The sequence below is a fragment of the Pantoea sp. BAV 3049 genome (genome assembly GCF_009765445.1).
Lineage (GTDB): Bacteria > Pseudomonadota > Gammaproteobacteria > Enterobacterales > Enterobacteriaceae > Erwinia.
Genome location: NZ_WHOY01000031.1, coordinates 1,591,464 through 1,618,462, shown reverse-complemented (window position 1 = coordinate 1,618,462; position 26,999 = coordinate 1,591,464). Strand labels below are relative to the sequence as shown.

Annotated in this window: 25 protein-coding genes and 2 tRNA genes; 7 read left to right on the top strand and 20 right to left on the bottom strand. The window is 54.4% G+C overall.

What is annotated here, in order from left to right:
• Window positions 1-26: 26 nt before the first annotated feature.
• Together nrdD and nrdG are read left to right on the top strand one after the other, a co-directional pair.
• Complete coding sequence (gene nrdD, locus GSQ70_RS08270; RefSeq protein ID WP_158782105.1) at window positions 27-2,165, top strand: anaerobic ribonucleoside-triphosphate reductase; 2,139 nt, start codon at window positions 27-29, stop codon at window positions 2,163-2,165.
• Complete coding sequence (nrdG, locus tag GSQ70_RS08265; RefSeq protein ID WP_158782104.1) at window positions 2,162-2,626, top strand: anaerobic ribonucleoside-triphosphate reductase-activating protein; 465 nt, start codon at window positions 2,162-2,164, stop codon at window positions 2,624-2,626. Before nrdD ends, nrdG begins: the two co-directional genes overlap by 4 nt.
• Here the strand turns inward: nrdG and GSQ70_RS08260 are convergent.
• Window positions 2,618-3,658: a permease gene (locus GSQ70_RS08260; protein ID WP_158782103.1), complete on the bottom strand. Its 1,041-nt coding sequence runs from the start codon at window positions 3,656-3,658 to the stop codon at window positions 2,618-2,620. The genes nrdG and GSQ70_RS08260 overlap by 9 nt on opposite strands.
• Window positions 3,659-3,912: 254 nt before the next feature.
• On the opposite strand from GSQ70_RS08260, the gene GSQ70_RS08255 reads away from it, so the two are divergent.
• On the top strand, window positions 3,913-4,434 hold the full coding sequence (locus GSQ70_RS08255) for a type 1 glutamine amidotransferase domain-containing protein (RefSeq protein ID WP_158782102.1): 522 nt from the start codon (window positions 3,913-3,915) through the stop codon (window positions 4,432-4,434).
• 51 nt (window positions 4,435-4,485) lie between these two features.
• On the opposite strand, the gene GSQ70_RS08250 is transcribed toward GSQ70_RS08255, so the two are convergent.
• Window positions 4,486-4,917 (bottom strand): YhbP family protein, encoded by a 432-nt coding sequence (locus GSQ70_RS08250; protein WP_158782101.1) that lies wholly within the window; start codon window positions 4,915-4,917, stop codon window positions 4,486-4,488.
• A 115-nt stretch (window positions 4,918-5,032) separates the two neighbouring features.
• Between GSQ70_RS08250 and GSQ70_RS08245 the strand changes: the two genes are divergently transcribed.
• Window positions 5,033-5,338 (top strand): GIY-YIG nuclease family protein, encoded by a 306-nt coding sequence (locus GSQ70_RS08245; RefSeq protein WP_158782100.1) that lies wholly within the window; start codon window positions 5,033-5,035, stop codon window positions 5,336-5,338.
• On the opposite strand, the gene GSQ70_RS08240 is transcribed toward GSQ70_RS08245, so the two are convergent.
• Both GSQ70_RS08240 and GSQ70_RS08235 read right to left on the bottom strand, forming a co-directional pair.
• Entirely contained in the window at window positions 5,325-5,828 is a 504-nt protein-coding gene (locus GSQ70_RS08240) for a GNAT family N-acetyltransferase (protein WP_158782099.1), read from the bottom strand. The genes GSQ70_RS08245 and GSQ70_RS08240 overlap by 14 nt on opposite strands.
• Window positions 5,822-6,346 (bottom strand): SCP2 domain-containing protein, encoded by a 525-nt coding sequence (locus GSQ70_RS08235; protein ID WP_158782098.1) that lies wholly within the window; start codon window positions 6,344-6,346, stop codon window positions 5,822-5,824. The genes GSQ70_RS08240 and GSQ70_RS08235 overlap by 7 nt, the downstream gene beginning before the upstream one ends.
• A 206-nt stretch (window positions 6,347-6,552) precedes the next feature.
• On the opposite strand from GSQ70_RS08235, the gene GSQ70_RS08230 reads away from it, so the two are divergent.
• The 3 genes from GSQ70_RS08230 to GSQ70_RS08220 all read left to right on the top strand — a co-directional run bounded on the left by GSQ70_RS08230 (window position 6,553) and on the right by GSQ70_RS08220 (window position 9,595).
• Window positions 6,553-7,548, top strand: coding sequence for a peptidase U32 family protein (locus GSQ70_RS08230; protein ID WP_158782097.1), 996 nt, complete (start codon window positions 6,553-6,555; stop codon window positions 7,546-7,548).
• A gap of 8 nt (window positions 7,549-7,556) precedes the next feature.
• A complete protein-coding gene (locus tag GSQ70_RS08225) occupies window positions 7,557-8,435 on the top strand; it encodes a U32 family peptidase (RefSeq protein WP_158782096.1) in 879 nt (292 codons plus the stop codon).
• Window positions 8,436-8,587: 152 nt separating this feature from the next.
• Window positions 8,588-9,595, top strand: a complete 1,008-nt coding sequence (locus GSQ70_RS08220; protein WP_158782095.1) for a luciferase-like monooxygenase — start codon at window positions 8,588-8,590, stop codon at window positions 9,593-9,595.
• 63 nt (window positions 9,596-9,658) lie between these two features.
• On the opposite strand, the gene GSQ70_RS08215 is transcribed toward GSQ70_RS08220, so the two are convergent.
• The 16 genes from GSQ70_RS08215 to ftsH form a co-directional block, all read right to left on the bottom strand.
• Entirely contained in the window at window positions 9,659-11,557 is a 1,899-nt protein-coding gene (locus GSQ70_RS08215; protein ID WP_158782094.1) for a DEAD/DEAH family ATP-dependent RNA helicase, read from the bottom strand.
• A 16-nt stretch (window positions 11,558-11,573) separates the two neighbouring features.
• Window positions 11,574-11,630, bottom strand: a complete 57-nt coding sequence (gene yrbN, locus GSQ70_RS26360) for a protein YrbN (protein WP_106382000.1) — start codon at window positions 11,628-11,630, stop codon at window positions 11,574-11,576.
• A gap of 104 nt (window positions 11,631-11,734) precedes the next feature.
• Window positions 11,735-12,619: a lipoprotein NlpI gene (nlpI, locus tag GSQ70_RS08205; RefSeq protein ID WP_158782093.1), complete on the bottom strand. Its 885-nt coding sequence runs from the start codon at window positions 12,617-12,619 to the stop codon at window positions 11,735-11,737.
• 126 nt (window positions 12,620-12,745) lie between these two features.
• On the bottom strand, window positions 12,746-14,878 hold the full coding sequence (gene pnp, locus GSQ70_RS08200; RefSeq protein WP_158782092.1) for a polyribonucleotide nucleotidyltransferase: 2,133 nt from the start codon (window positions 14,876-14,878) through the stop codon (window positions 12,746-12,748).
• 303 nt (window positions 14,879-15,181) lie between these two features.
• Window positions 15,182-15,451: a 30S ribosomal protein S15 gene (gene rpsO, locus GSQ70_RS08195; RefSeq protein WP_158782091.1), complete on the bottom strand. Its 270-nt coding sequence runs from the start codon at window positions 15,449-15,451 to the stop codon at window positions 15,182-15,184.
• A 111-nt stretch (window positions 15,452-15,562) separates the two neighbouring features.
• Window positions 15,563-16,507, bottom strand: a complete 945-nt coding sequence (gene truB, locus GSQ70_RS08190) for a tRNA pseudouridine(55) synthase TruB (protein ID WP_158782090.1) — start codon at window positions 16,505-16,507, stop codon at window positions 15,563-15,565.
• Window positions 16,507-16,908 (bottom strand): 30S ribosome-binding factor RbfA, encoded by a 402-nt coding sequence (rbfA, locus tag GSQ70_RS08185; protein WP_158782089.1) that lies wholly within the window; start codon window positions 16,906-16,908, stop codon window positions 16,507-16,509. The genes truB and rbfA overlap by 1 nt, the downstream gene beginning before the upstream one ends.
• A gap of 68 nt (window positions 16,909-16,976) precedes the next feature.
• The gene (gene infB, locus GSQ70_RS08180) at window positions 16,977-19,667 is read right to left on the bottom strand and encodes a translation initiation factor IF-2 (protein WP_158782088.1); all 2,691 of its coding nucleotides are present in this window, start codon (window positions 19,665-19,667) and stop codon (window positions 16,977-16,979) included.
• Between the two features lie 24 nt (window positions 19,668-19,691).
• Window positions 19,692-21,179, bottom strand: coding sequence for a transcription termination factor NusA (gene nusA / locus GSQ70_RS08175; RefSeq protein ID WP_158782087.1), 1,488 nt, complete (start codon window positions 21,177-21,179; stop codon window positions 19,692-19,694).
• A 24-nt stretch (window positions 21,180-21,203) separates the two neighbouring features.
• Entirely contained in the window at window positions 21,204-21,656 is a 453-nt protein-coding gene (gene rimP, locus GSQ70_RS08170; protein WP_158782086.1) for a ribosome maturation factor RimP, read from the bottom strand.
• 210 nt (window positions 21,657-21,866) lie between these two features.
• Window positions 21,867-21,943: transfer RNA gene (locus tag GSQ70_RS08165), tRNA-Met, on the bottom strand.
• 59 nt (window positions 21,944-22,002) lie between these two features.
• A tRNA-Leu gene (locus GSQ70_RS08160) sits at window positions 22,003-22,089 on the bottom strand.
• Between the two features lie 57 nt (window positions 22,090-22,146).
• Entirely contained in the window at window positions 22,147-22,482 is a 336-nt protein-coding gene (gene secG, locus GSQ70_RS08155) for a preprotein translocase subunit SecG (RefSeq protein ID WP_158782085.1), read from the bottom strand.
• Between the two features lie 317 nt (window positions 22,483-22,799).
• On the bottom strand, window positions 22,800-24,134 hold the full coding sequence (gene glmM / locus GSQ70_RS08150; RefSeq protein WP_158782084.1) for a phosphoglucosamine mutase: 1,335 nt from the start codon (window positions 24,132-24,134) through the stop codon (window positions 22,800-22,802).
• 4 nt (window positions 24,135-24,138) lie between these two features.
• Window positions 24,139-24,975, bottom strand: coding sequence for a dihydropteroate synthase (gene folP, locus GSQ70_RS08145; RefSeq protein ID WP_158782083.1), 837 nt, complete (start codon window positions 24,973-24,975; stop codon window positions 24,139-24,141).
• A gap of 89 nt (window positions 24,976-25,064) precedes the next feature.
• Window positions 25,065-26,996 (bottom strand): ATP-dependent zinc metalloprotease FtsH, encoded by a 1,932-nt coding sequence (gene ftsH / locus GSQ70_RS08140; RefSeq protein ID WP_158782082.1) that lies wholly within the window; start codon window positions 26,994-26,996, stop codon window positions 25,065-25,067.
• Window positions 26,997-26,999 lie beyond the last annotated feature (3 nt).

The following is a 26,999-nucleotide window of genomic DNA, read 5'->3' as shown; positions in this document are numbered from 1 at the left end:
ATAGTTACAGCGGCGGGAGAACGGTGATGGTATCGATGGTAATTAAGCGGGACGGCTGCAGGGTCGCATTCGATGAAGCGCGTATTCTTGATGCGATTAAAGGCGCAGCCCGCGCGGCAGAAATTGAGGACGACAATTACTGCACGCTGGTGACCAGCCAGATTTGCCAGCAGCTGCAAATGCAGGAGCGCGTCGACATCCACGATGTGCAGAAAGCGGTGGAAAATGCCCTGATGGCCGGACGCTATCCTGAACTGGCCCGTACCTATATCGAATACCGCCACGACCGCGACGTGGCCCGTGAGCTGCGCGGCAAGCTGAATAAAGAGATCCGTGGGCTGGTGGAGCAGACCAACCCGGCCCTGCTGAATGAGAACGCCAACAAAGACAGCAAGGTGATCCCAACCCAGCGCGACCTGCTGGCGGGCATTGTCGCCAGGCACTACGCCACCCAGCACATTTTACCGCGCGATGTGGTAAGGGCGCATGAGCGGGGTGAGATCCATTACCACGACCTCGATTACTCGCCGTTCTTCCCGATGTTTAACTGCATGCTGATCGACCTGAAAGGGATGCTGACCCAGGGCTTTAAGATGGGTAATGCGGAGATCGAGCCGCCGAAATCCATCTCGACAGCGACTGCCGTCACCGCACAGATTATCGCTCAGGTCGCCAGCCACATATACGGTGGCACCACCATCAACCGTATTGATGAAGTGCTGGCTCCGTTTGTTGAAGCGAGCCTGGAGAAACACCGTAAAACCGCGCTGAAATGGCAGATTGCCGATGCGGAAGCTTATGCCCTCGCCAGTACCGAAAAAGAGTGCTTTGATGCCTTCCAGTCGCTGGAGTATGAAGTCAACACGCTGCATACCGCCAATGGTCAGACGCCGTTCGTCACCTTTGGTTTCGGACTGGGAACCAGCTGGTCTGCCCGCCTGGTGCAGCAATCCATCCTGCGCAACCGCATTGCCGGTCTGGGAAAAAATCATAAAACAGCGGTATTCCCGAAGCTGGTTTTCGCCATCAAAGAGGGGCTGAACCGCTCACCTGCCGACAGCAACTACGACATCAAGCAGCTGGCGTTAGAGTGCGCCAGCAAAAGGATGTATCCCGATATCCTCAATTATGAGCAGGTGGTGAAAGTCACCGGTTCATTCAAGACGCCAATGGGTTGCCGCAGCTTCCTTGGCACGTGGGAGGAAGACGGCAAGCTGGTTCACGAAGGCCGCAACAACATCGGCGTAATCAGCCTTAACCTGCCGCGTATCGCGCTGGATGCCGGGGGAAATGAGACTGCGTTCTGGAACCTGCTCGACCAGCGTCTGCTGCTGGCGAAGAAGGCGCTGATGACCCGCATCGCCCGCCTGGAAAATATCAAGGCCCGCGTTGCGCCAATCCTCTATATGGAAGGAGCCTGTGGCGTTCGGCTGAAAGCGGACGATAACGTGGCGGAGATCTTTAAGCATGGCCGCGCGTCCATTTCACTGGGTTATATCGGCATTCATGAAACGATCAATGCCCTGACCGGCAGCAAAACACATCTGTATGACGATGAACAGCTGCGCGAAAAAGCGGTGGCAATTGTCGGACGCCTGCGCCAGGCGGTGGATGAGTGGAAAGAGGAGACCGGATACGGCTTCAGTCTCTACAGCACGCCGAGCGAAAACCTCTGTGACCGCTTCTGCCGGCTGGATGCCGCCGAGTTTGGCGTAATCAACGGCGTCACCGATAAAGGCTACTACACCAACAGCTTCCACCTCGACGTGGAGAAGAAGGTCAACCCGTACGACAAAATCGACTTCGAGACAGCCTATCCTCCGATCGCCAACGGCGGCTTCATCTGTTACGGCGAATACCCCAATATTCAGCACAACCTGAAAGCGCTGGAAGATGTCTGGGATTACAGTTACAGCCGCGTGCCTTATTACGGCACCAATACGCCGATTGATGAGTGCTACGAGTGCGGCTACACCGGCGAGTTCTCCTGCACCAGCAAAGGCTTCACCTGCCCGAAATGCGGCAATCATGAGCCTTCGCGGGTGTCGGTTACCCGCCGGGTTTGCGGCTATCTGGGCAGCCCGGATGCCCGTCCGTTCAACGCCGGTAAGCAGGAAGAGGTGAAGCGGCGCGTCAAGCATATGGCGACCGGGCAACTGGGATGAATATTCATCAGTATTATCCGGTCGATATCGTTAACGGGCCGGGTACCCGATGTACGCTGTTTGTGGCAGGCTGCGAGCATCAGTGCGTCGGGTGCTATAACAAGAGCACCTGGCGACTGAACTCAGGCTGCCCTTTCACCGTGCAGCAGGAAGAGCAGCTGATCGCCGACCTTAACGATACGCGCATTCCCCGCCGGGGGCTGTCGCTGTCAGGTGGCGATCCGCTGCATCCGGCCAACGTGGCGGATGTTCTGAGGCTGGTTAAGCGTGTGCGTCGTGAGTGCGTGGGGAAAGATATCTGGCTGTGGACGGGCTACCTGCTGGGGGAACTGAGCCAGGAGCAGCAGCGCGTGGTGGAGCAGATTAATGTGCTGGTCGACGGCAAGTTCGAGCAGGAATTAAGAGATCCGGCGCTGCTGTGGCGCGGCAGCAGCAACCAGGTTATTCATTATTTACGTTAGCAGCAGTCCTGCAGCACCCACAATCACCCCACTCAGCGCCACCAGCGCACCGGTCAGCCACAGCGAGCGGGCCGGAAGCGCACCGTGCAGCATCAGTAGTGAAGGCACGCTGACCGCGGGCAGCGTCATCAGCAACGCCAGTGCCGGCGCCACGCCCATTCCGGCCATCATCATCGTCTGAACAATGGGGATCTCAGCGGCCGTAGGGATCACAAACAGGCAACCCGCGACGGCCATTGCAATCACCCAGAACAGCGAATTGCTGACCAGGCCATCGGCATGCGGAAACAGCCAGACGCGGGCTGCGCCAAGCAACAGCACGGCCACGATATAAAGCGGAATGGTGTTCCAGAACAGCGTCCAAAGCGCACTAAACCAGCGGCGCAGAAACGGTTTATCCTCTGGCGTTCTGATTGGCAATACGTTTGCCACAGGCTGCTCCGGCGTCAGCTTCTGCACCAGCAGCGCAATCCCCAGCACCATCAGCACGCCAGCCACCAACCGGATGGCAGCAAACTGCCAGCCAAGCACAAAGCCCATAAAAATCAGCGTGGCCGGATTCAGCACCGGGTTCCCCAGCCAGAATGCCAGAGTCGCGCCCACCGTGGCCGAAGACTTTCTCATTCCGGCGGCAACGGGTGCCGCGCAGCATGTACACATCATGCCCGGTAATGAGAACAGTGCACCAATCAGCGTTCCCTTAAAGCGTGGCTGCCCAAGCGTGCGTTGCAGCCATTTTTTTGGGATCAGCACCTGCACCAGCGAACCCAGCACCACGCCAAGTACCGCCGCTTTCCACACCGCCAGGAAATAGATCAGCGCATAGTCCCAGGCCGCCTGCAGAGGATGGCCGCTGGTATCAGCCAGGATTGATTTGCCGATGCTGTGAGTATCGGCTGCGGTGAAAGCCTTCAGGTAATAGGGATGCCATTTGACGTACCACAGGCCAAAAACCACCACCAGCAGAAACAGCAGCGGTTTCCACCAGACAAATGCAGGGCTGCCAACACGGGATGAAGAGAGTTGCGACATGCTAAAGGCTCCGGATAACTGCGGGCAACGCCCGACCTGAGCATCATATCCACAAAAAAATCGTCACAAATTGATCTGGATTCCGATTAAGCAGTCAGCCCTTTTTTTAAATCCGAAGGCACCGGGCGATCATCATGAGGATGAACATCAAGCATAATCAGCAAGATACAGTTCAATTCATCAGGAAAACTTGATTTTCCAGAATCACCAACCACACTTAGAGCAGTTATACGGCATATTAAACGGAGGAAAAGATGAGCAAGAAGATTGCGGTCCTGATTACCGATGAATTTGAAGACTCAGAATTTACTTCTCCTGCTGAAGCTTACCGAAAAGCGGGTCACGAAGTGGTGACCATTGAGAAAAAAGCCGGTATCACCGTCACCGGTAAGCAGGGAAAGGCGAAAGTGAAAATCGACAGGGATATCGATGATGTTCATGCGGCCGAGTTTGACGCCCTGCTGCTCCCCGGCGGCCACTCACCAGACAGCCTGCGCGGTGACGATCGCTTTGTGGATTTCACCAAAAACTTCGTCGCACTGGGCAAGCCAGTGTTTGCCATCTGCCATGGCCCGCAGCTGTTAATCAGCGCCAATGCGGTGCGCGGTCGTAAAATGACTGCGGTCAAGCCTATCGTCATTGACCTGAAAAATGCCGGTGCGGACTTTTACGACAAAGAAGTGGTAGTGGATAACGACAGGCTGGTGACCAGCAGGACACCGGAGGATCTGCCCGCCTTTAACCGAGAGTCTCTGCGTATTCTTGAAATGGTCTGATGCCCATGGCCAGGTTCGCCTGGCCGCTTCTCTTTATCGCCACTTATGCGGTTACTCTTCACGCTTCCAGTGCAGCTTTTTGCCAAAACCCAGCGCATTATCGGTCATCTTCAGCTCATCCAACCGGATCTCCCACAGCGGCGCGGACACCTTCAGCGCCACCGGAAAACGCTTCACATAGGCCTTACGCGCCTCAACTTTCTCCTCTCCTTCCAGCAACCTGACCCTGCCGGAATACTGCACTCCTTTGATCAGCAGCACGGTTTTGGGCTGCCCATTCACGGTGCCGGCGACCTGCGTATGCCTGACAAAATTGATGCCGTGCCGCGTGTCCTGCTCAGTCATAATCCAGAAAGCCGTTTTCGTTGAATCAAAGATGTAGTAGCAGTTGGCGCACCACACCGGATCACCGCCGCATATCGAGAGAACATGCTGCTTTTGCAGATAGCGCGAGATAACCTGAAGTTGCTGAGAATCGGACATGGAAACCTCCCTGGAACAAACTGGTTTAGCCATTTTCCGGCAGTTGGACAAAATGTAAAGGGACTGGCTCACTGCTGGTACAATTGCAAAGACTTAATCGACGCAGGCAGGATGGATGAACAAAAGCGACGCGACGCCCTGGCGTCTTTATATTTTGCGCACCGCCCGTGGCGTGCTTTATACCGGTATTACCAATGATGTGGCAAGACGCTTCGCCCAGCATCAGGCTGGAAAAGGGGCCAAAGCCCTGCGCGGCAAGGGTCCACTGGAGTTATTGTTTCACTGTGAGGCTGGCGATCGCTCCAGCGCATCGAAGCTGGAGTATCAGGTAAAGCAGTTAAAGCGCCATGATAAGATCAGGCTGGTTGCCCACCAGCCCGTCTCGCTCAGCCTGTGGCTCAGCGCACTTAAAAACGGTTAAAAGGCGCTGAATACTCGATGTGGCCTTCAGTGCAGGCAAACGCATCGTCTGCCAGTTTGTAGACCTGAAAGGCGGCTTCCGTACCCGGCCAGCGGCAACGAAGCTGATGGCGGGCTGCCGGTTCGAAACCGTAGCGGCCGTAGTAAGCAGGATCGCCCAGCACCACCACGGCGGCATAGCCAAACTCATTCAGCGTATCCAGGCCTTCATAGATCAGCTGCTTACCCAGCTCTTGCCCGCGAAAGCTCTCATCCACGGCCAGCGGCGCAAGACCAACCCATTGATTATCTTCACCGTTCAGGGTTACAGGGCTGAATGCCGCATAGCCCAGTACCTGACCTTCATCATCGGTGGCGACCACGCCCAGCGTCAGCAGCCCGTCTTCACGCAGCTGCTGAACCAGTTCGGCCTCTGCTGACGTCTCAAAGCTGCGACGCAGCAAGCCGTCGATGCTGGCGGCATCCACCCCGATTTCCGTCCGAATTAACATGATGCACCTGCGCGATCCCTCGGGGAAGTCGCGTCCTCAGTCAGTCCTGCCTCAACGAGGTCAGCCAGTTGCATAAGTCCGATGCGCAGCGGCGTCGGCATAAATTCAAGCTCAATGGCATCCATCAGATTTTTCACTTCAAGCCCCAGTTCCGTGTCACCTTCGATTACCAGACGACGCTGGAAGAACAGGGTATCGGGATCGAGCCTGCGGGCAGCCACCAGCAGAAGATCGTTAGCATCACCGCGGAACCAGACATCCGCCTCAGCACGATCTTCCACCCGTAATTTTCCCTGCTCAATGGTCGTTGACCAGCGCAGTCCCAGGTCCTGGATCTCAATGCCTAACCAGCGACCCTGCAGAAAGTTTAACTCACCTTCAGCCAAAGCATGATGAAATTGCCAGCTCAGTAGCTGTTGCAGGACATGTTTTTTGACGGCAAAGGGAGCAAACTGCAGTGGGAAACGCAAATATTGCGGGCCTTTACGGACTAACCGGGCACGTAACAGGTTCAACACTATTCTTACTCCTTACGAATAAATTTCGGCTATTTTGCCATATCGATAAATCACATCAGGCGTCTGGATCAACAAAATGTGCAAACCCTGGCGTTTTGTCAGCGAATTCGTTCCCCATCAATACGCCATTAGCTGCCTTAAATCAAAAATTGTCATCGCCAGCCTGTCTACACTCGACCATTCCCTGTTTATCCGGAAATCGTTATATGGAACTGCTTTGTCCTGCAGGCAACCTGCCTGCGCTTAAGGCGGCAATCGAAAATGGTGCAGACGCTGTGTATATCGGTCTGAAAGATGACACCAACGCCCGCCACTTTGCCGGTCTGAATTTTACCGAAAAACGGCTGGAAGAAGCGGCCCGCTACGTTCATCAGCATAGACGTAAACTGCATGTTGCGATCAACACTTTTGCCCACCCGGATGGCTACCAGCGCTGGGAGCGGGCAGTAGATATGGCCGCTGCGGCCGGTGTTGATGCGCTGATCCTGGCCGATATTGCGATGCTGGAATACGCGGCAAACCGCTATCCGCATATCGAGCGCCACGTCTCCGTGCAGGCATCGGCGACCAATGCTGAAGCGGTGAAGTTTTACCAACGTAATTTTGATGTTGCCCGGGTGGTCCTGCCGCGGGTGCTGTCGATCCATCAGGTAAAACAGCTTTCCCGCGCCTCCACCGTGCCGCTGGAAGTCTTTGCTTTCGGCAGTTTGTGCATCATGGCCGAAGGCCGCTGCTACCTCTCCTCTTATCTGACCGGTGAATCCCCCAATACCGTGGGTGCCTGCTCCCCAGCCCGTTTCGTGCGCTGGCAGCAGACCGAAAACGGCCTGGAATCGCGGCTGAACGAGGTGCTGATCGATCGCTATGACGCCAATGAGAACGCGGGTTATCCGACGCTGTGCAAGGGCCGTTATAAAGTGGAAGATCAGCGTTACCACGCGCTGGAAGAACCAACCAGCCTGAATACGCTGGAGCTGCTGCCAGAATTACTGGCGGCAAACATCGCCTCAGTGAAAATTGAAGGCCGCCAGCGCAGCCCGGCCTATGTGGGCCAGGTTGCCCGCATCTGGCGCCAGGCTATTGACCGCTGTTTGGCTAATCCAGGCGAGTTTGTTGCCCAACAAAGTTGGATGAACGCGCTGAGCGCACTGAGTGAAGGGACGCAGACCACGCTGGGTGCGTACCACCGTGAATGGCAGTAGGAATGACGATGAAATATTCAGTAGGCCCGGTGCTCTGGTACTGGCCAAAAGAGACCCTGCAGGAATTTTACCAGGCGGCGGCAGGCAGCCACGCTGACATTATCTATCTGGGTGAAGCAGTTTGCAGCAAACGCCGCGCCACTAAAGTTGCAGACTGGATGGCGATGGCGAAAGATCTGGCTGCCGCAGGCAAGCAGGTGGTGCTGAGCACCCTGGCGCTGGTGCAGTCACCTTCCGAGCTGACCGAGCTGAAACGTTATGTCAATAACGGGGAGTTCCTGATTGAAGCCAATGATATGGGGACCATCAATATGGCGGCCGAAGCAGGGCTGCCGTTTGTCGCCGGTCATGCGCTGAACTGTTATAACGCCGTCACGCTGAAAATGCTGCTGAAAATGGGCATGATGCGCTGGTGTATGCCGGTTGAGCTGTCGCGCGACTGGCTCTCCAATATGCTAACCCAGTGCGATGAGCTGAAAATCCGCGGGCAGTTCGAGGTGGAAGTACTGAGTTACGGCTATCTGCCGCTGGCGCTCTCGGCCCGTTGCTTTACCGCAAGGGCAGAGAATCGCGGTAAGGATGACTGCCAGACCTGCTGCATTAACTTTCCGCACGGCAGAAGCCTGCGCTCGCAGGAAGATCAGCAGGTGTTCGTGCTGAACGGTATTCAGACCATGAGCGGCTACTGCTATAACCTGGGTAACGACCTGATCTCCATGCAGGGGCTGGTGGATATCGTTCGCTTCTCACCGCAGGGTACCGAGACCCTGCCGCTGATTGATGCCTTCCGCGATAATGAAACGGGTAAAGCCCCCCTTCCTCTTATCGCCCATCAGCAGTGCAATGGCTACTGGCGTCAGGTCCCCGGACTGGAGCTGGTCGACTAAAGCTGAAGCGGGCTGCGGCCCGCTTTCTGCCTGACCCTGCCGTGATAAATTTAAAATCAAAAAGTGCTGTAAATTGCCAATCTTGTTAACCTGTAATCGCTTAGGCTGTGTAGTTGTACTGGCGCGAATTCCTTCCGAATAAGTGAGCGATTATGTCTGATAAAAAAAACGTCCCTCTGTCGGTCCTCGATCTGGCCCCTATTCCACAGGGTGCCAGCGCGCGTGAGGCTTTCCACGCTTCACTGGCGCTGGCACAGCAATCTGAAAAACTCGGCTTTAACCGTTACTGGCTGGCTGAGCACCATAACATGACCGGGATTGCCAGCGCGGCGACCTCGGTGTTGATCGGCTATCTGGCTGCCAATACCACTACCCTGCGCCTGGGTTCCGGTGGCGTGATGCTGCCAAACCACTCTCCGTTGGTGATTGCCGAGCAGTTCGGCACGCTGGAGTCTCTTTATCCGGGGCGTATCGATATGGGTCTGGGTCGCGCACCGGGTTCCGATCAGCGCACGATGATGGCATTACGTCGCCATATGGGCGGACATATCGACAATTTTCCGGCAGATGTGCAGGAGATGATTGACTGGTTTGATGCCGGAGAAAACTCCCAGCCTGCTGTCCAGCCGGTGCCAGGACTGGGGTTGAAAATTCCCGTCTGGCTACTGGGTTCCAGTCTGTACAGCGCTCAACTTTCTGCCCAGCTCGGCCTGCCGTTTGCCTTTGCCTCGCATTTCGCACCGGATATGTTGTTTCAGGCCCTGCATCTGTACCGTGAGAACTTTAAGCCGTCAGCCAGACTCGAAAAGCCGTATGCGATGGTCTGCGTGAACGTCGTGGCCGCCGACAGCGAGCGGGATGCAAAATTCCTGTTCACCTCAATGCAGCAGCAGTTTGTGAATCTGCGTCGCGGCAAGCCAGGCCCGCTACCGGCTCCGGTGGAAAATATGGATAACTTCTGGTCGCCATCCGAACAGTATGGCGTTCAGCAGGCGCTGAGCATGTCTCTGGTGGGCGATCTGGATAAGGTCCGTCACGGCCTGGCCTCGCTGATCCGTGAAACTCAGGCAGACGAAATTATGGTCAACGGACAGATCTTCGATCAGCAGGCCCGCCAACACTCGTTTGCTCTGGCGATGGAAGCGAATAACTCGCTCTGACGCAAATTGCAGGAATAAAAAAACCAGCCCGAAGGCTGGTTTTTTTTATGCATCAGTCAGTGATTATACATCACGACGACGGGTTGGTGCGGCACCGTCTTCACGACGTGGGCCACGGTTGCCACCGTCACGGCTGAAACCACCGCTACGACGCTCGCCGCCACGGTCATTGCTGAAACGACGCCCGCCTTCAGAACGGCCACCTTCACGACCGCCGCCGAAACCACCGCGACCAGCACCAGGACCGCCACGACGTTCGCCGCCACGATCGTTGCTGCGAGGCTGCGCATCACCAATCAACTGCATATTCATCGGCTTGTTCAGAATGCGCGTGCGAGTGAAGTGCTGCAGAATGTCACCCGGCATGCCTTTTGGCAGTTCGATGGTGGAGTGAGTCCCGAAAAGCTTGATGTTACCGATGTAACGGCTGCTGATATCACCTTCATTAGCAATTGCACCGACAATGTGGCGAACTTCAACGCCGTCATCGCGACCCACTTCAATGCGGTAAACTTCCATATCGCCAACGTCACGACGCTCACGACGTGGACGATCGCCATCACGGCTTTCGCGAGGACCACGGTCCGGACGGTCACCACGGCGGTCGTCACGCTCTTTGAACTCACGACGTGGACGTGGAGCCGGATCGGCCGGAACGATCAGAGGGCGTTCGCCCTGTGCCATTTTCAGCAGAGCTGCAGCCAGCGTTTCCATATCCAGCTCTTCTTCCGGCTGCATTTTGCTCAGCAGTGCGCGGTACTGGTCCAGATCGCTGCTTTCCAGCTGCTGCTGAACTTTAGCCGCGAACTTAGCCAGACGACGCTGACCCAGCAGTTCTGCGTTTGGCAGTTCAACTTCTGGAATCGTCAGCTTCATGGTGCGTTCAATGTTACGCAGCAGGCGACGCTCGCGGTTCTCAACGAACAGCAGTGCGCGACCGGCACGACCAGCACGACCGGTACGGCCGATGCGATGAACGTAAGATTCAGCATCCATAGGAATGTCGAAGTTTACCACCAGGCTGATGCGCTCAACGTCCAGACCACGGGCCGCAACGTCAGTGGCGATCAGAATATCCAGGCGGCCATCTTTCAGGCGCTCCAGAGTCTGCTCACGCAGCGCCTGATTCATGTCACCGTTCAGGGCAGCACTGTTGTAACCGCTGCGCTCCAGCGCTTCAGCCACTTCCAGGGTCGCATTTTTGGTACGAACGAAGATAATCGCCGCATCAAAATCTTCCGCTTCCAGGAAACGAACCAGTGCATCAGTCTTACGACCGTAAGCAGTCCAGTAGCTCTGGCTGATATCAGGACGGGTAGTCAGGCTTGACTGAATACGCACTTCCTGAGGATCTTTCATAAAGCGTTTGGTAATACGACGAATCGCTTCTGGCATAGTGGCAGAGAACAGTGCGGTCTGATGACCGTCCGGGATCTGAGCCATGATGGTTTCAACGTCTTCGATGAAGCCCATACGCAGCATTTCATCAGCTTCGTCCAGCACCAGACCGCGCAGGTTAGAGAGGTCTAACGTGCCGCGTTTCAGGTGGTCAAGCAGGCGACCAGGCGTACCCACAACAACCTGTGGTCCCTGACGCAGTGCGCGCAGCTGTACGTCGTAACGCTGGCCGCCGTAAAGGGCCACGACGTTAAGACCGCGCATGTGTTTAGAGAATTCGGTTACGGCTTCGGCAACCTGAACCGCCAACTCACGGGTTGGTGCCAGCACCAGGATCTGTGGTGCTTTCAGGTTGCTATCAATGTTATTCAGCAGGGGCAGCGAGAACGCTGCAGTTTTACCGCTCCCGGTCTGTGCCATACCCAGCACGTCGCGGCCCGCCAGCAGGTGAGGAATACACTCTGCCTGGATTGGAGATGGCTTGACGTAGCCCATGCCGTTCAGTGATTCAAGGATAGCTTCATTCAGACCAAGGTCAGCAAAAGTGGTTTCAATATCAGTCATGTAGTACACGTGCCTCTTAGATTGCGGCGGCCAGTCTACATAACTCGTCGTGAAAACATTCAGTCATTTTCATCAAAAAGTGTGAACCGGCTCAAATTAGTGGTTTCGACGAACAAAGAAGCCCTCATCCGCGAAGATGATGACATTTCGAAAATTCGGGCAATAAAAGTTCGTCAGCTATTGCTGGTCAGATTCTGATAAATCGTCTTGTGTCTGGCCGAGTAGCGCCAGCTCCAACAATGCATATCGGTGCTCAACAAAGTTATGTACGTTGTTGGCGACCGTCAGCTTGAACAACGCTTCTGCGTTGTCCTTCTCCCCCAGACTTAGGTAGTGCTTACCTAAATAGAAGTTGGTTTCACTGAGATGTTCAGCGAGCGAGGTGTTATCCGTTGCGTCCGCCTTGAGACGGTCCATCAGCTTGCTTTCGCTGATGTTGCCCAGGTAGAACTCGACAATATTCCATCCCCATTGGTCTCTGACCGCTTTATCATAACGCTGTTGAAGCGCTACTTTGGCCTTGTCGGCGTTCATCTCTCGTTCATCGAGATACAGCCACAAGCTACGGAAAGGATCGTTAGGATCGTCTTGATAAAACGCCAGCAGATCATCTTGCGCCAATTTAAACCTTCCGCCGTAGTACAGGGCGATACCGCGATTTAAATGCGCATAATTGTAAGTTGGATCAAGCTCAAGTACAGAATCGAACGCTTCATAGGCAGCATCAAAATTACCTGCCTGCGTCAAATATATGCCTAAGTAATTGAATACTTCAGGCATATCTGGTCTGACAGACAGCGCTTGTGAAAAATCATTTCGCGCCAGTGCTCTCAAACCTAAACTATCATACAACACTCCGCGCTCATATAACAGCTGTGCGCGTTCATCATCGGTCAGGGCCCGACTGGCAAGAATTTGTTCCATGCGCGCCAGGATGACTTCCTGTTGCAACGTCGGCTGTAGCGGAACAGCCAGAACCTCGTTCTTACGCCAATCCGAGTTGCTGCATCCTGCCAGCGTTATAGCTGTCGCAACGAAACACCAGCGCAAAAAAGGCTTCATTTCCCACTCCCGAATACAAACAATGGGATGAAATCCATTCATCCGCCTGCCGTGCACAAGGTGTCGTCCTGCCCTCGCGATGAAACAGCTCTCCATGACAGTGCATGGAGAGCTCAATGGTCTGACTTATTCTGCTTCTGGGTTCGGCGCAGCGGCCGCTTCAGGCTCTGCAGCCTGCTCGGTCGCTTCTTTGATGCTCAGACGCACGCGCCCCTGGCGATCAACTTCCAGTACCTTCACAGGCACTTCCTGGCCCATCTGCAGATAGTCGGTCACTTTCTCTACGCGCTTGTCAGCGATTTGAGAAATGTGCACCAGACCTTCTTTACCGCCGCCGATTGCCACGAAGGCACCGAAGTCAACGATGCGGGTCACTTTACCGTTGTAGATACGGCCCACTTCGATTTCTGCAGTGATCTCTTCGATACGACGGATAGCGTATTTCGCTTTATCACCGTCGGTCGCAGCAATTTTCACCGTACCGTCATCTTCAATTTCGATGGTGGTGCCGGTTTCTTCGGTCAGCGCGCGAATAACAGAACCGCCTTTACCGATAACGTCTTTGATTTTGTCCGGGCTAATCTTGATAGTGTGAATGCGCGGAGCAAATTCAGAAATATCACCACGTGGGGTGCTGATAGCCTGTTCCATTACGCCCAGAATGTGCAGACGCGCACCCTTAGCCTGGTTCAGAGCCACCTGCATGATTTCGCGGGTGATACCTTCGATTTTAATGTCCATCTGCAGCGCGGTGATACCTTCACGGCTACCGGCTACTTTGAAGTCCATGTCGCCCAGGTGATCTTCGTCGCCCAGGATGTCTGAGAGCACCACAAAGTTATCGCCTTCTTTTACCAGACCCATCGCGATACCGGCTACGGCCGCTTTGATCGGTACGCCTGCGTCCATCAGCGCCAGAGAAGCACCGCAGACGGAAGCCATAGAAGAGGAACCATTGGATTCGGTGATTTCAGACACCACACGCACGGTGTATGGGAACGCATCGCCTTTCGGCATGACGGCCAGCACGCCGCGTTTCGCCAGACGGCCGTGACCAATTTCACGACGCTTAGGCGAACCCACCATACCGGTCTCACCGACGGAGTATGGAGGGAAGTTGTAGTGGAACAGGAAGCTGTCGGTACGTTCGCCCATCAGCTCATCCAGATTCTGGGCATCACGGGCTGTACCCAGAGTCGCGGTTACCAGTGCCTGAGTTTCACCACGGGTAAACAGCGCGGAGCCGTGAGTACGTGGCAGAACGCCAGTGCGCACGTCCAGACCACGGATCATGTCTTTTTCGCGACCATCGATACGCGGCTCGCCACGCAGGATGCGGCTACGCACAACATCTTTTTCCAGCGCGTGCAGGATGTCGCTGATCTCGCCTTCGTCCAGGCTTGCATCTTCGGCCAGCAGGGCTGCTTTGGCTTCAGATTTGATCACGTCAACCTGAGCATAACGCTCTTGTTTATCGGTGATGCGGTAAGCGTCGCTCAGACGAGCTTCAGCCAGCGCAGCGATACGTGAATGTAACGCTTCGTTTACAGCTTCTGGCTGCCAGTCCCAACGCGGTTTACCCGCTTCGGCAACCAGAGCATTGATGTTATCGATTACGATCTGCTGTTGGTCGTGGCCAAAGACCACGGCACCCAGCATCTGGTCTTCGCTCAGCAGCTCAGCTTCTGATTCAACCATCAGTACCGCGCCCTGAGTACCGGCAACCACCAGATCCAGTTTGCTCTCTTTCAGCTCATCGGCAGTTGGGTTAAGAACGTACTGATCGTTGAGGTAGCCAACGCGCGCCGCGCCAATAGGACCATTGAAAGGCAGACCGGAAAGGCTCAGAGCCGCAGAAGCACCGATCATTGCGACGATGTCCGGGTTAACCTGTGGGTTAACGGAAACCACAGTCGCAATGACCTGGACTTCGTTAACAAACCCTTCAGGGAACAGTGGGCGGATTGGACGGTCAATCAGACGTGAGGTCAGGGTCTCGCCTTCACTCGGACGGCCTTCACGACGGAAGAAGCTGCCCGGGATACGACCAGCAGCGTAGGTACGCTCCTGATAGTTAACGGTCAGCGGGAAAAAGTCCTGACCTGGCTTGGATTTTTTCTGGCCTACAACGGTCACGAACACGGCTGTGTCGTCCATGCTAACCATTACGGCTGCCGTTGCCTGGCGAGCCATCATACCGGTCTCAAGGGTAACGGTATGCTGACCATATTGGAATTTGCGTACGATCGGGTTCAGCAAAATTTTGTCCTTAACGTCATGGCAAGGCACTGACCCTGCCGTGGATTTTTAAATCCTCATCTGCATCCTCGCGACTAATGACAACCCTTAATCCCCATCCGGGACAAAGCCTCTCATTAGCCGCGCGAACCTCTGCAACTGAAGATCACACTCAGCAACAATACAATAGTTTGGTCTGAATTGCTGCCGCTTGCCTGAAAAAAGGGGGCCATAAAGGCCCCTTTTTAGCGAAACTCGCACGAATCCGCCTTTTTGCCGTTTTTAATCTCAGAATGCACTGAATGGCGGGCAGATTCTTAAGACTTAGCGACGCAGACCCAGACGCTCGATCAGGCTGGTGTAACGTGCAACATCTTTACGCTTCAGGTAATCCAGCAGCTTACGACGCTGGGAAACCATGCGCAGCAGACCGCGACGGCTGTGGTGGTCTTTTTTGTGCTCAGAGAAGTGACCCTGCAGATGGTTAATCTGTGCGGTCAGCAGAGCAACCTGAACTTCGGTAGAACCACTGTCGTTAGCGTCACGGCCGTATTCAGCAACGATCTGCGCTTTAGTTTCAACACTTAGAGACATGATACAACTCCAAATTAAATGATAATAAATGTACAGGTGCCGATCTCTAATTCAGCAGCCCAATGGTAAAGCCGAACTATTCTACTCTTAGCCACTCGCTTACGCAAATGACTAGTCGGAATATTCTACAACCAGACGACGCGGTGCGACCCGGCCATCTTCGGCAATCTCTGCCATCCCGATAAACTTCCGCTCAGCCCCTTCGGTGACGCGCACCAGGCCTTCAGCCGGGACATTCGCAGCCTGCACCGGCTGGCCCTGCCTGAAGTAAGCAGCGACCACGCTCAGCAGATTCACTTCCGGGTAAGCGGCTGCCGGGCTGTCCATCGGCATCAACAACGGGTCGAGTAAATCTGCTGGCGAGCGCTCCGTTCTTAACGCTTCTTCGTTCAACGCGGCAAGCTGCTCGAGAGTCACCATGCTGGCAATGGGATAAGTGGCTACCTGCAGACGGCGCAGATAAATCACATGCGCACCGCAACCCAGCATTTCACCCAGATCGTCCGTAATGGTACGGATATAGGTGCCTTTAGAGCAATGAATTTCCAGCTCCAGTTCATTCTCTTCCCAGCGGATAAACTTCAGCTCATAAACCACGATGCTGCGCGCTTCGCGCGGGACTTCGATCCCTTCACGAGCGTATTCATATAGCTTGCGCCCCTGATACTTGAGCGCCGAATACATCGACGGCACCTGCCGGGTTTCCCCACGGAAGCTGTCGAGTGCATCTTCAAGCTGTTCCTGCGTGAAACTGACTGGTCGCTCGCTGATAATCTGGCCATCGGCATCAGAAGTATCGGTGCGCTGCCCCAAACGGGCAATCACACGGTAGCGCTTGTCGGAGTCCAGCAGGTACTGTGAGAACTTGGTGGCTTCACCCAGGCAAATCGGCAGCATGCCGGTCGCCAGAGGATCGAGCGCCCCCGTATGTCCCGCACGATTCGCCGTGAACAGCCGTTTGACCTTCTGCAGCGCATCGTTGGAAGAGAGTCCCTGAGGTTTATCCAGCAGCAGCACACCGTGGACGTCGCGTCCGCGACGACGAGGACGGCTCATCAATCCTCCTTGTCTTCTTCCGTGGGACCACGACGCTCAGCATCGTTTCTGACCACGTTAGTGACAAGGTTAGACATACGCATCCCTTCAACCAGCGAGTTATCGTAAAAGAAGGTCAGCTCTGGAACGATACGCAGACGCATCGCTTTGCCCAGCAGCGTACGGATGTAGCCAGAGGCATCACCCAGCGCGCGCAAGCCAGCTTTGATAGCGTCTTCGTCTTTATCATTGAGAAAGGTAACAAACACTTTGGCATAGGCCAGGTCACGTGAGACATCAACGCCGGAGACGGTAACCATCATACCCAGACGGGGGTCTTTGATCTCACGCTGTAAAATAATCGCGATCTCTTTCTGCAGTTCCTGCGAGACACGCTGTGGGCGACCAAATTCTTTCGCCATAATAATTCTCTCCAAATAATTCGGGAGGCGCAGTGGCCTCCCAAATAAGTCACTTTTTCAGGCGACCGTTAAGCGATGGTACGCTGGATCTCGATAATCTCGAACACTTCGATCATATCGCCAACACGCACATCGTTGTAGTTCTTCACGCCGATACCACATTCCATACCGTTACGGACTTCGTTAACGTCATCCTTGAAGCGGCGCAGGGATTCCAGCTCTCCTTCATAGATAACCACGTTGTCGCGTAGTACACGGATTGGGTTGTGACGTTTGATGTTGCCTTCCGTCACCATACAGCCTGCGATAGCGCCAAATTTTGGTGATTTGAACACGTCACGCACTTCAGCCAGACCGGTGATCTGATGCTTGTACTCAGGCGCCAGCATACCGCTCATCGCCTGCTTAACTTCGTCAATCAGATTATAAATGACGGAGTAGTAACGCAGATCCAGGCTTTCTGAGTCAATCACGCGGCGGGCAGAAGCATCAGCACGCACGTTGAAGCCAACCAGAATCGCGTTGGAAGCTGCAGCCAACGTGGCGTCGGTTTCGGTGATACCACCTACGCCAGAGCCCACGATTTTGACTTTCACTTCGTCGGTAGACAGCTTCATCAGAGAGTCGGAAATCGCTTCGACAGAACCCTGTACGTCGGCTTTCAGCACGATGTTCAGTTCGGAAACTTCGCCTTCGGTCATGTTGGCAAACATGTTTTCCAGCTTAGATTTCTGCTGACGAGCCAGCTTAACTTCACGGAATTTGCCCTGACGATACAGTGCAACCTCACGGGCTTTCTTCTCGTCACGAACCACGGTCGCTTCATCACCGGCAGCAGGCACACCTGACAGGCCGAGGATTTCCACTGGAATGGAAGGACCCGCTTCCAGCACTTCACGACCCAGTTCATCACGCATCGCACGCACACGGCCGTATTCAAAGCCGCACAGTACGATATCACCTTTGTTCAGCGTACCTTCACGTACCAGTACGGTAGCAACCGGACCACGACCTTTATCCAGGAAGGATTCGATTACCACGCCGCTTGCCATACCCTGACGCACTGCAGTCAGTTCCAGAACTTCAGCCTGCAGCAGGATGGCGTTCAGCAGGTCGTCAATACCGGTACCAGCTTTGGCAGACACGTTAACAAACATGTTCTCGCCGCCCCACTCTTCCGGGATGATCCCGTACTGGGTGAGTTCGTTCTTAACACGGTCCGGATCGGCTTCTGGCTTATCGACCTTGTTCACAGCAACCACAACCGGCACTTTCGCCGCTTTAGCATGCTGGATAGCTTCGATAGTCTGTGGCATCACGCCGTCATCGGCAGCCACAACCAGGATAACGATATCCGTTGCCTGAGCACCACGAGCACGCATTGCGGTAAACGCGGCGTGGCCCGGGGTATCCAGGAAGGTGACCATACCGTTGTCAGTTTCAACGTGGTAAGCACCGATGTGCTGAGTAATACCACCCGCTTCGCCAGAGGCGACTTTGGTGGAGCGAATGTAATCCAGCAGAGAGGTTTTACCGTGGTCAACGTGGCCCATGATGGTCACGACCGGCGCACGGGATTCCATTGCTGCATCGGTATCACGATCGCTCATTACCGCTTCTTCCAGCTCGTTCTCACGGCGCAGAGTCACTTTGTGACCCATCTCTTCCGCGACCAACTGGGCAGTTTCCTGATCGATAACCTGGTTGATGGTGGCCATGGCGCCCATTTTCATCATCACTTTGATGACCTGGGAACCTTTCACTGCCATTTTGTTAGCGAGTTCAGCAACGGTGATGGTCTCACCGATGATCACGTCACGGTTAACGGCCTGCGCTGGCTTGTTAAAGCCCTGCTGCAGTGTGCTTGGCTTACGCTTGCCGCCTTTACCGCCCCGGAATTGCGCACGCGCTTCTTCACGGTCGGTTTTTGCTTCAGAGTGCTTGTTGCCTTTCTTACGCTGTGGGGCTTTAGCCGGGCGAGCTGCACGGGAACGACGATCGCCTTCGACCTGCGCATCGTTTTCGTCTTCAGCAGCACGAGCATGCGTGGAGGTGGTCACGTGGTAGTCAGAAGTGTCTTCAACTTCTTTCTCCGCTTCCGCCCACTCAGAGCCTTTCTCTTCCGCCATTTTACGAGCTTCTTCCGCTACGCGCTTCGCTTCTTCTTCGATCTTACGACGCGCTTCTTCTTCGGCTTTACGCTTCAGCTCTGCAGCTTCAGCTTCCCGGCGGGCTTTATCGGATTGAGTTGCCCGGGTCATTTCGTCGGTATGTTGATTGCTCACTTTATCTTTTTCCGCTGCTTCACGTTTGGCTTTATCAGCTGCCTCACGTTTAGCCTGCTCCTCGGCTTCACGCTTCGCTTTCTCTTGAGCTTCGCGCTGGGCTTTTTCTTCAGCCTCGCGACGAGCCAGTTCTTCCGCTTCACGCTGTGCCTGCGCTTCTGCTTCAGCCTGTTCAGCTTCTGCAGGATCGCCTTTTACATAGGTGCGTTTTTTGCGGACTTCAATTTGCACCGATTTACTTTTACCCCCGGTGCCAGGAATATTCAAGGTGCTGCGCGTTTTGCGCTGCAGAGTCAGTCTACCAGAACCGCCGTTTTGATCGCGATTCAAATGGGTAAGGAGCGTCTCTTTTTCCTGCTGCGTCACAGAGTCAGTTTCAGACTTGCGGATCCCTGCATCAGCAAATTGCTGTACCAGGCGTTCTACCGGGGTCTGAATCTCTGCGGCCAGCGATTTTACGGTTACATCTGTCATGCTGTTCCTTCCTGCTACAGTTTATTACGCGTCGTCGCCGAACCAGCAGATATTTCGGGCAGCCATAATCAGCTCACCGGCCTGTTCGTCGTTAAGGCCTTCAATATCTGTCAGGTCGTCAACACCCTGCTCGGCAAGATCTTCCAGCGTGCAAACGCCAATCGCTGCCAGCTTAAACGCCAGGTCACGATCCAGACCTTCCAGATTCAGCAAATCTTCTGCTGGCGGGTTTACGCCCTGACTCTCTGCCTTTTCCAGAGCAAGGGTGGTTAACGCATTTTTCGCACGATCGCGCAGCGCTTCTACTGTTTCTTCATCCAGACCGTCAATTTCCAGCAGCTCGTTGATCGGAACGTAAGCCAGCTCTTCCAGTGAAGAGAAGCCCTCTTCAACCAGTACGGTGGCAAAGTCTTCGTCAATGTCGAGATGTTTGGTAAAGACGCCGATGGCAGCATGGGCTTCAGCCTGGTGTTTAGCCTGCAGATCGTCGACTGTCATGACGTTCAGCTCCCAGCCGCTCAGCTGTGAAGCCAGACGCACGTTTTGGCCATTACGGCCGATCGCCTGAGCCAGATTTCCGGCTTCAACAGCGATATCCATGGTGTGATTATCTTCATCAACCACGATAGAGGCGACATCCGCCGGGGCCATGGCATTGATCACGAACTGCGCTGGATTATCATCCCACAGCACGATGTCAATACGCTCGCCACCCAGCTCGCTGGATACCGCCTGAACACGCGCACCACGCATCCCCACGCAAGCACCGACCGGGTCGATACGCTTGTCGTTGGTTTTCACTGCAATCTTGGCACGGGAGCCAGGATCGCGCGCAGCGGCTTTAATTTCAATTACTTCTTCGCCGATTTCCGGCACTTCAATGCGGAACAGTTCGATCAGCATTTCCGGCTTGGAACGGCTGACAAACAGTTGAGCACCGCGTGCTTCAGGGCGAACGGCGTACAGAACGCCGCGAATACGGTCACCCGGACGGAAGTTTTCACGCGGCAGCATATCTTCACGAATGATGACAGCCTCGGCGTTGTTGCCCAGATCCAGAGAGATATTGTCGCGGTTCACTTTCTTCACGACACCGGTGATGATCTCACCTTCCTGCTCACGGAACTGGTCAACGACCATCGCGCGTTCAGCTTCACGCACTTTTTGAACGATAACCTGTTTGGCCGTCTGAGTGGTGATACGGTCAAAGGTCACGGATTCGATTTGATCTTCAACGAATTCACCCAGATTCAGCGATGCATCTTCGAACTGCGCGGCATCCAGAGTGATCTCGCGAGTTGGCATTGTGACTTCATCCACAATGACCCAACGGCGGAACGTATCAAAGTCACCGCTTTTACGGTCGATGCTGACACGGACGTCGATTTCCTGCTCGTACTTTTTCTTGGTAGCCGTTGCCAGTGCGCTCTCCAGCGCCTCGAAAATCTTCTCGCGTGGGAGGGATTTCTCGTTAGATACGGCCTCGACTACAGCTAAGATTTCTTTGTTCATCCTGGTATGCCTCAATCCGGACTTTTAAAAGTGGGGAACCAGGTTCGCCTTCTGGATGTTGCTCAGCGCGAACACTTCGTTGTTACCCTCAACGGCAACAGTGATCATCTCACCTTCTACAGATTTAATGATTCCCTGCCATTTGCGGCGGTTCTGTACGGCCATACGCAGCACCAGACTCACTTCTTCGCCGGTAAATCGTGCGTAATGCTCTGCGGTGAAGAGTGGGCGCTCAAGGCCTGGTGAGGAGACTTCAAGGTTATAAGCCACAGTGATTGGATCTTCAACGTCAAACACTGCGCTTAGCTGGTGGCTGACATCAGCACAATCGTCAACAGTGATGCCATCTTCACTATCAATATAGATGCGCAACGTGGATGTGCGACCGCGTACAAACTCAATACCAACCAGTTCGTAGCCTAGCGCTTCTACCGGTGCTGAAATCAGCTCTGTTAATTTTTGCTCTAATGTGGACAAGCCCACCCCCAAGACATAAAAAAAGGGCTTAATAGCCCAGTATGCTGTTTCCTGATAACAAAAAACCCCGAAAAATCGGGGCTTTATGCGACTGGACCCTGTACGCCATAAATGGCGGTTCGGCACAATCCATAAGAATTTTTTTCAAAATCTGCTGATAATGCGCCGTCGATGCATACAGTATATTTGAAAAAGAACTCTAAGGGAAAGTGGTTGCGGGGGCCGGATTTGAACCGACGACCTTCGGGTTATGAGCCCGACGAGCTACCAGGCTGCTCCACCCCGCGTCCGAAAACGTGGCAAATACTACGCCGATCTTGCATAAAATGCAAGCAAAACTGAGATTTGGTACCGAGGACGGGACTTGAACCCGTAAGCCCATGCGGGCACTACCACCTCAAGGTAGCGTGTCTACCAATTCCACCACCACGGCACTAAAGATGCGACTTTTTTATTTCTGAAACTCTGAAACAATACGACTTTTTACTGCTTACTGCGGAATATCGCTGCCCGGCGTAGCCGGTTTAGCTGGCTGGCTCTGCTGCTGAGACTGCGCAGGCTGAGTCAGGTTTTCCCACTCACTTCCTTTCTGGGTCTTGTTGCTGTTAAGGTTGCCCAGGATCAAGCTGATGATGAAGAACAACGTCGCCAGCACTGCAGTCATCCGGGTCATGAAATTACCTGAACCGTTAGAACCAAACAGCGTTGCCGAGGAGCCAGCACCAAATGACGCGCCCATATCAGCGCCTTTACCTTGCTGCAGCATGATCAGACCCACAAGGCCGATTGCCACAATAAGGAAAACTACCAAAAGAGCTTCGTACATAATTCAACCTGTTCCTTGCGCGGTAACCGCACATCAAAAGCTTCAAGCCAGTTAGAGAGATAGCGTCGTCACTACCCATCAGAAGCGGGTGTGAATACTAACCAAAGCAGCCTGTCCACGCAAGGGCAATTTACCGCCCCGTTACTGATTGCGGAAAAAAACGGCAAAAGCCGCTGCGAAACCCCAAAAAACGTCGTTAAATCAGGCAACCAGAACGATCAGTTAGGTGCATCCCTTCACATACGGTGTGATGATCGTCCATCCGCTTAACCCACCTGAGCCGCACATCACCCATTATTGTTCTGTTCTGGGATCGCTTAAACCGCCTTCACCGCATCGGCAATGCGATGCGCCAGCGAAGTGACCTGTTCTTCGTTTTCGCCTTCCACCATCACGCGGATCAGCGGTTCAGTACCGGATTTGCGTAACAATACCCGGCCACGGCCGTGCAGCTCTTTTTCCACTTCTGCCGTGACCGTTTTCACCTGATCGTCTTCCAATGGATCGGTTTCACCGCTGTAACGAACGTTAACCAGGATCTGCGGCAGCAGTTTCATACCGCTACAAAGATCGTGCAGACTCATGTGATTGCGCACCATTGCAGTGAGTACCTGCAAACCGGCAACGATGCCGTCACCAGTGGTGGTTTTATCGAGCAGGATCACATGGCCGGAGTTTTCCGCCCCCAGACGCCAGCCTTTTTCCTGCAGCTTCTCCAGTACGTAGCGGTCACCAACTTTGGCACGGGCGAAAGGAATGCCCAACTGTTTCAGAGCCAGTTCAAGCCCCATATTGCTCATCAGCGTTCCGACCACGCCACCGCGCAGCTGGCCCTGACGCAGACCTTCGCGAGCAATGATGTAGAGGATCTGGTCGCCATCCACCTTGTAGCCGAGGTGGTCCACCATCATGATACGATCGCCGTCACCGTCGTAGGCCAGACCAATATCAGCTTTCTCCGCCAGAACACGTTCCTGAAGCTGACGAACATCCGTGGCACCACACTCTTTGTTGATGTTCATACCATCTGGCTGCACGCCGAGAGTGATGACAGTTGCGCCTAACTCGCGCAGAACATTTGGCGCGATGTGATAGGTTGCGCCGTTGGCACAATCGACCACAATTTTCAGGCCGTTCAGGCTCAGCTCGCTGGGGAACGTCCCTTTACAAAATTCAATGTAGCGGCCGGCAGCATCAACAATACGGCTGGCGCGGCCCAGTTCAGCAGATTCCACACAGGTAATCGGCTTTTCCATCTCCGCTTCAATGGCTTCTTCCACATCGTCAGGCAACTTGGTGCCTTCTACGGAGAAGAATTTGATGCCGTTGTCGTCAAACGGGTTATGCGAGGCAGAGATAACTATCCCCGCTTCAGCACGGAAGGTACGGGTCAGATAGGCAATGGCCGGAGTCGGCATCGGACCGGTAAAAGCGGCTGATAATCCGGCAGCGGCCAGACCAGCTTCCAGCGCCGATTCCAGCATGTATCCTGAAATGCGCGTGTCCTTACCAATGATAATTTTCTTTGAGCCGTTTCTTGCCAGTACCTTACCCGCCGCCCAGCCCAGCTTCAGCACGAAGTCAGGGGTAATTGGCGATTCGCCTACTTTGCCGCGGATGCCATCGGTACCAAAATATTTACGGTTGCTCATAGCGTTACTCTTCCTTCGCTGACAGTGTTGCTTCGACGACGCGCATCGCCTCGACGGTTTCTTTAACATCATGAACGCGCAGGATATGCGCGCCCTGCATGGCGGCGATCACCGCACAAGCGAGACTGCCGGTCAGGCGCTGCGACGGCCCGACGTTCAGCAACTGGCCAATCATACTTTTGCGTGACATCCCCACCAGTAGCGGCAGACCAAAGTGGTGGAAATTGGCCAGATGGGCCAGCAGCTGGTAATTATGAGAGAGATTCTTACCGAAACCGAATCCCGGGTCGAGCAGCAACTGCTCTTTTTTAATCCCGGCAGCTTCGCAGCGGGCAATCTGCTCAACAAAAAAGGCGTCCACATCCTGCAGGAAGTGCTTATATTTTGGCGACTGCTGCATGGTACGCGGCTCTCCTTGCATGTGCATAAGGCAGACTGGCAGGCCGGTGGCCGCAGCGGCTTCCAGAGCACCAGGCTCCTGCAGAGAGCGAATATCGTTGATCAGATGCGCACCGGCATTCGCCGATTCATGGATCACTTCAGGTTTTGAGGTGTCGACCGAAATCCACACTTCAAAACGCTGAGAAATCGCTTCCACCACAGGGATCACCCGCTCAAGCTCCTGCTCCACGCTGACCTCATCAGCACCCGGACGGGTTGATTCTCCGCCGATATCAATGATGGTGGCACCGGCATTAATCATCTCATTAGCGTGAGTGAGGGCCTGAATAAGATCGTTATGCTTACCGCCATCTGAAAAAGAATCCGGCGTCACATTCAGAATCCCCATTACATGGGGATGTGATAAATCGAGCACGGAATTTCTGGCGTAAAGCTTCATCTCTGCGGTTCTCCTGATGGGTTTTGCATTGCGGGGATATAAAAAACCCCGGTCAGCGCCGGGGTTAAGGGGAGCGATAGCAGGACGGCTTATTTGTCGCCCAGTTGCTCTGACATGGTATTACCAGGGTTTGGCGTGCGCGGTTCATCAACCGGGCGCGGTGCCTTTGGCGTACCGTTGCTGTCAGAATTGTTGGTGCCCGGATCTTCCCAACCTGCTGGCGGACGCACATCACGGCGTGCCATCAGGTCATCGATCTGCGGCGCATCAATGGTTTCATACTTCATCAGCGCGTCTTTCATTGCGTGAAGGATGTCCATATTTTCGTTCAGGATGCGACGTGCGCGCTGGTAGTTACCTTCCACTAATGACTTCACTTCCTGATCGATGATGCGGGCAGTTTCATCAGACATGTGCTTCGCTTTTGCTACGGAGCGGCCGAGGAATACCTCGCCCTCTTCTTCCGCATACAGCAACGGGCCAAGTTTCTCTGAGAAGCCCCATTGCGTCACCATGTTACGTGCTATTGAGGTTGCTACTTTGATGTCATTAGAGGCACCAGTAGAAACATGCTCAACGCCGTAAATGATCTCTTCAGCCAGACGACCGCCGTAAAGGGTGGAGATCTGACTTTCCAGTTTCTGACGGCTGGCGCTGATTGCATCACCTTCCGGCAGGAAGAACGTCACGCCCAGGGCACGGCCGCGAGGAATAATCGTTACTTTGTGCACTGGATCGTGTTCCGGAACCAGACGACCAATAATGGCGTGGCCTGCTTCATGGTACGCGGTGGACTCTTTCTGCGATTCGGTCATCACCATGGAGCGACGTTCTGCACCCATCATGATTTTGTCTTTCGCTTTCTCGAACTCAACCATCGACACGACACGCTTGTTGCCACGAGCAGCAAACAGTGCCGCTTCGTTCACCAGGTTCGCCAGGTCAGCACCGGAGAAGCCCGGAGTACCACGTGCAATGATTGCTGCATCAATATCGGTTGCCAGCGGCACACGACGCATATGCACTTTCAGAATTTGCTCACGACCACGGACATCTGGCAGACCGACCACAACCTGACGGTCGAAACGGCCCGGACGCAGCAGCGCAGGGTCCAGAACGTCCGGACGGTTAGTTGCGGCAATCACGATGATACCTTCGTTGCCTTCAAAGCCGTCCATCTCAACCAGCATCTGGTTCAGGGTCTGCTCACGCTCATCGTGACCACCGCCTAAGCCAGCGCCACGCTGACGGCCTACCGCATCGATCTCATCGATAAAGATGATGCAGGGAGCCGCTTTTTTAGCCTGCTCGAACATGTCACGGACGCGGGATGCACCCACACCAACGAACATTTCCACGAAGTCGGAACCGGAGATGGTGAAGAAAGGCACTTTTGCTTCGCCTGCGATGGCTTTCGCCAGCAGCGTTTTACCGGTACCCGGAGGACCGACCATCAGTACGCCTTTTGGAATTTTACCACCCAGTTTCTGGAAGCGGCTTGGCTCGCGCAGGTATTCAACCAGCTCACCCACTTCCTCTTTCGCTTCATCGCAACCGGCCACGTCAGCAAAGGTGGTTTTGATCTGATCTTCTGTCAGCATGCGAGCTTTGCTTTTACCAAAGGACATCGCGCCTTTGCCGCCCCCGCCCTGCATCTGGCGCATGAAGAAAATCCAGACACCAATAAGTAACAGCATAGGGAACCAGGAGATGAAGATCGACGCCAGCAGGCTCGGTTCTTCAGGCGGTTCGCCCACTACTTTCACGTTTTTAGTCAACAGGTTATCGAGCAACTTAGGATCGTTGACGGGGATGTAGGTTGTGTATTTGTTGCTGTCTTTTCTGACAACGTTGATCTCACGCCCGTTAATACGTGCCTCGCGGACCTGATCCTGGTTCACTTCCGACAGGAAGGTTGAGTAGTCAACCCTACGGCCATTCGACTCGCTGGGCCCAAAGCTCTGGAAGACAGACATCAGCACGACTGCGATGACTAACCAGAGAATCAGGTTTTTCGCCATGTC

Excerpts from the sequence above, each read along its gene's own strand:
- nrdD (WP_158782105.1), top strand. The coding sequence starts at position 27 with ATGGTATCGATGGTAATTAAGCGGGACGGCTGCAGGGTCGCATTCGAT.
- nrdG (WP_158782104.1), top strand. The coding sequence starts at position 2,162 with ATGAATATTCATCAGTATTATCCGGTCGATATCGTTAACGGGCCGGGT.
- GSQ70_RS08260 (WP_158782103.1), bottom strand. The coding sequence starts at position 3,658 with ATGTCGCAACTCTCTTCATCCCGTGTTGGCAGCCCTGCATTTGTCTGG.
- GSQ70_RS08255 (WP_158782102.1), top strand. The coding sequence starts at position 3,913 with ATGAGCAAGAAGATTGCGGTCCTGATTACCGATGAATTTGAAGACTCA.
- GSQ70_RS08250 (WP_158782101.1), bottom strand. The coding sequence starts at position 4,917 with ATGTCCGATTCTCAGCAACTTCAGGTTATCTCGCGCTATCTGCAAAAG.
- GSQ70_RS08245 (WP_158782100.1), top strand. The coding sequence starts at position 5,033 with ATGAACAAAAGCGACGCGACGCCCTGGCGTCTTTATATTTTGCGCACC.
- GSQ70_RS08240 (WP_158782099.1), bottom strand. The coding sequence starts at position 5,828 with ATGTTAATTCGGACGGAAATCGGGGTGGATGCCGCCAGCATCGACGGC.
- GSQ70_RS08230 (WP_158782097.1), top strand. The coding sequence starts at position 6,553 with ATGGAACTGCTTTGTCCTGCAGGCAACCTGCCTGCGCTTAAGGCGGCA.
- GSQ70_RS08225 (WP_158782096.1), top strand. The coding sequence starts at position 7,557 with ATGAAATATTCAGTAGGCCCGGTGCTCTGGTACTGGCCAAAAGAGACC.
- GSQ70_RS08220 (WP_158782095.1), top strand. The coding sequence starts at position 8,588 with ATGTCTGATAAAAAAAACGTCCCTCTGTCGGTCCTCGATCTGGCCCCT.
- GSQ70_RS08215 (WP_158782094.1), bottom strand. The coding sequence starts at position 11,557 with ATGACTGATATTGAAACCACTTTTGCTGACCTTGGTCTGAATGAAGCT.
- nlpI (WP_158782093.1), bottom strand. The coding sequence starts at position 12,619 with ATGAAGCCTTTTTTGCGCTGGTGTTTCGTTGCGACAGCTATAACGCTG.
- rpsO (WP_158782091.1), bottom strand. The coding sequence starts at position 15,451 with ATGTCTCTAAGTGTTGAAACTAAAGCGCAGATCGTTGCTGAATACGGC.
- truB (WP_158782090.1), bottom strand. The coding sequence starts at position 16,507 with ATGAGCCGTCCTCGTCGTCGCGGACGCGACGTCCACGGTGTGCTGCTG.
- rbfA (WP_158782089.1), bottom strand. The coding sequence starts at position 16,908 with ATGGCGAAAGAATTTGGTCGCCCACAGCGTGTCTCGCAGGAACTGCAG.
- infB (WP_158782088.1), bottom strand. The coding sequence starts at position 19,667 with ATGACAGATGTAACCGTAAAATCGCTGGCCGCAGAGATTCAGACCCCG.
- nusA (WP_158782087.1), bottom strand. The coding sequence starts at position 21,179 with ATGAACAAAGAAATCTTAGCTGTAGTCGAGGCCGTATCTAACGAGAAA.
- secG (WP_158782085.1), bottom strand. The coding sequence starts at position 22,482 with ATGTACGAAGCTCTTTTGGTAGTTTTCCTTATTGTGGCAATCGGCCTT.
- glmM (WP_158782084.1), bottom strand. The coding sequence starts at position 24,134 with ATGAGCAACCGTAAATATTTTGGTACCGATGGCATCCGCGGCAAAGTA.
- folP (WP_158782083.1), bottom strand. The coding sequence starts at position 24,975 with ATGAAGCTTTACGCCAGAAATTCCGTGCTCGATTTATCACATCCCCAT.
- ftsH (WP_158782082.1), bottom strand. The coding sequence starts at position 26,996 with ATGGCGAAAAACCTGATTCTCTGGTTAGTCATCGCAGTCGTGCTGATG.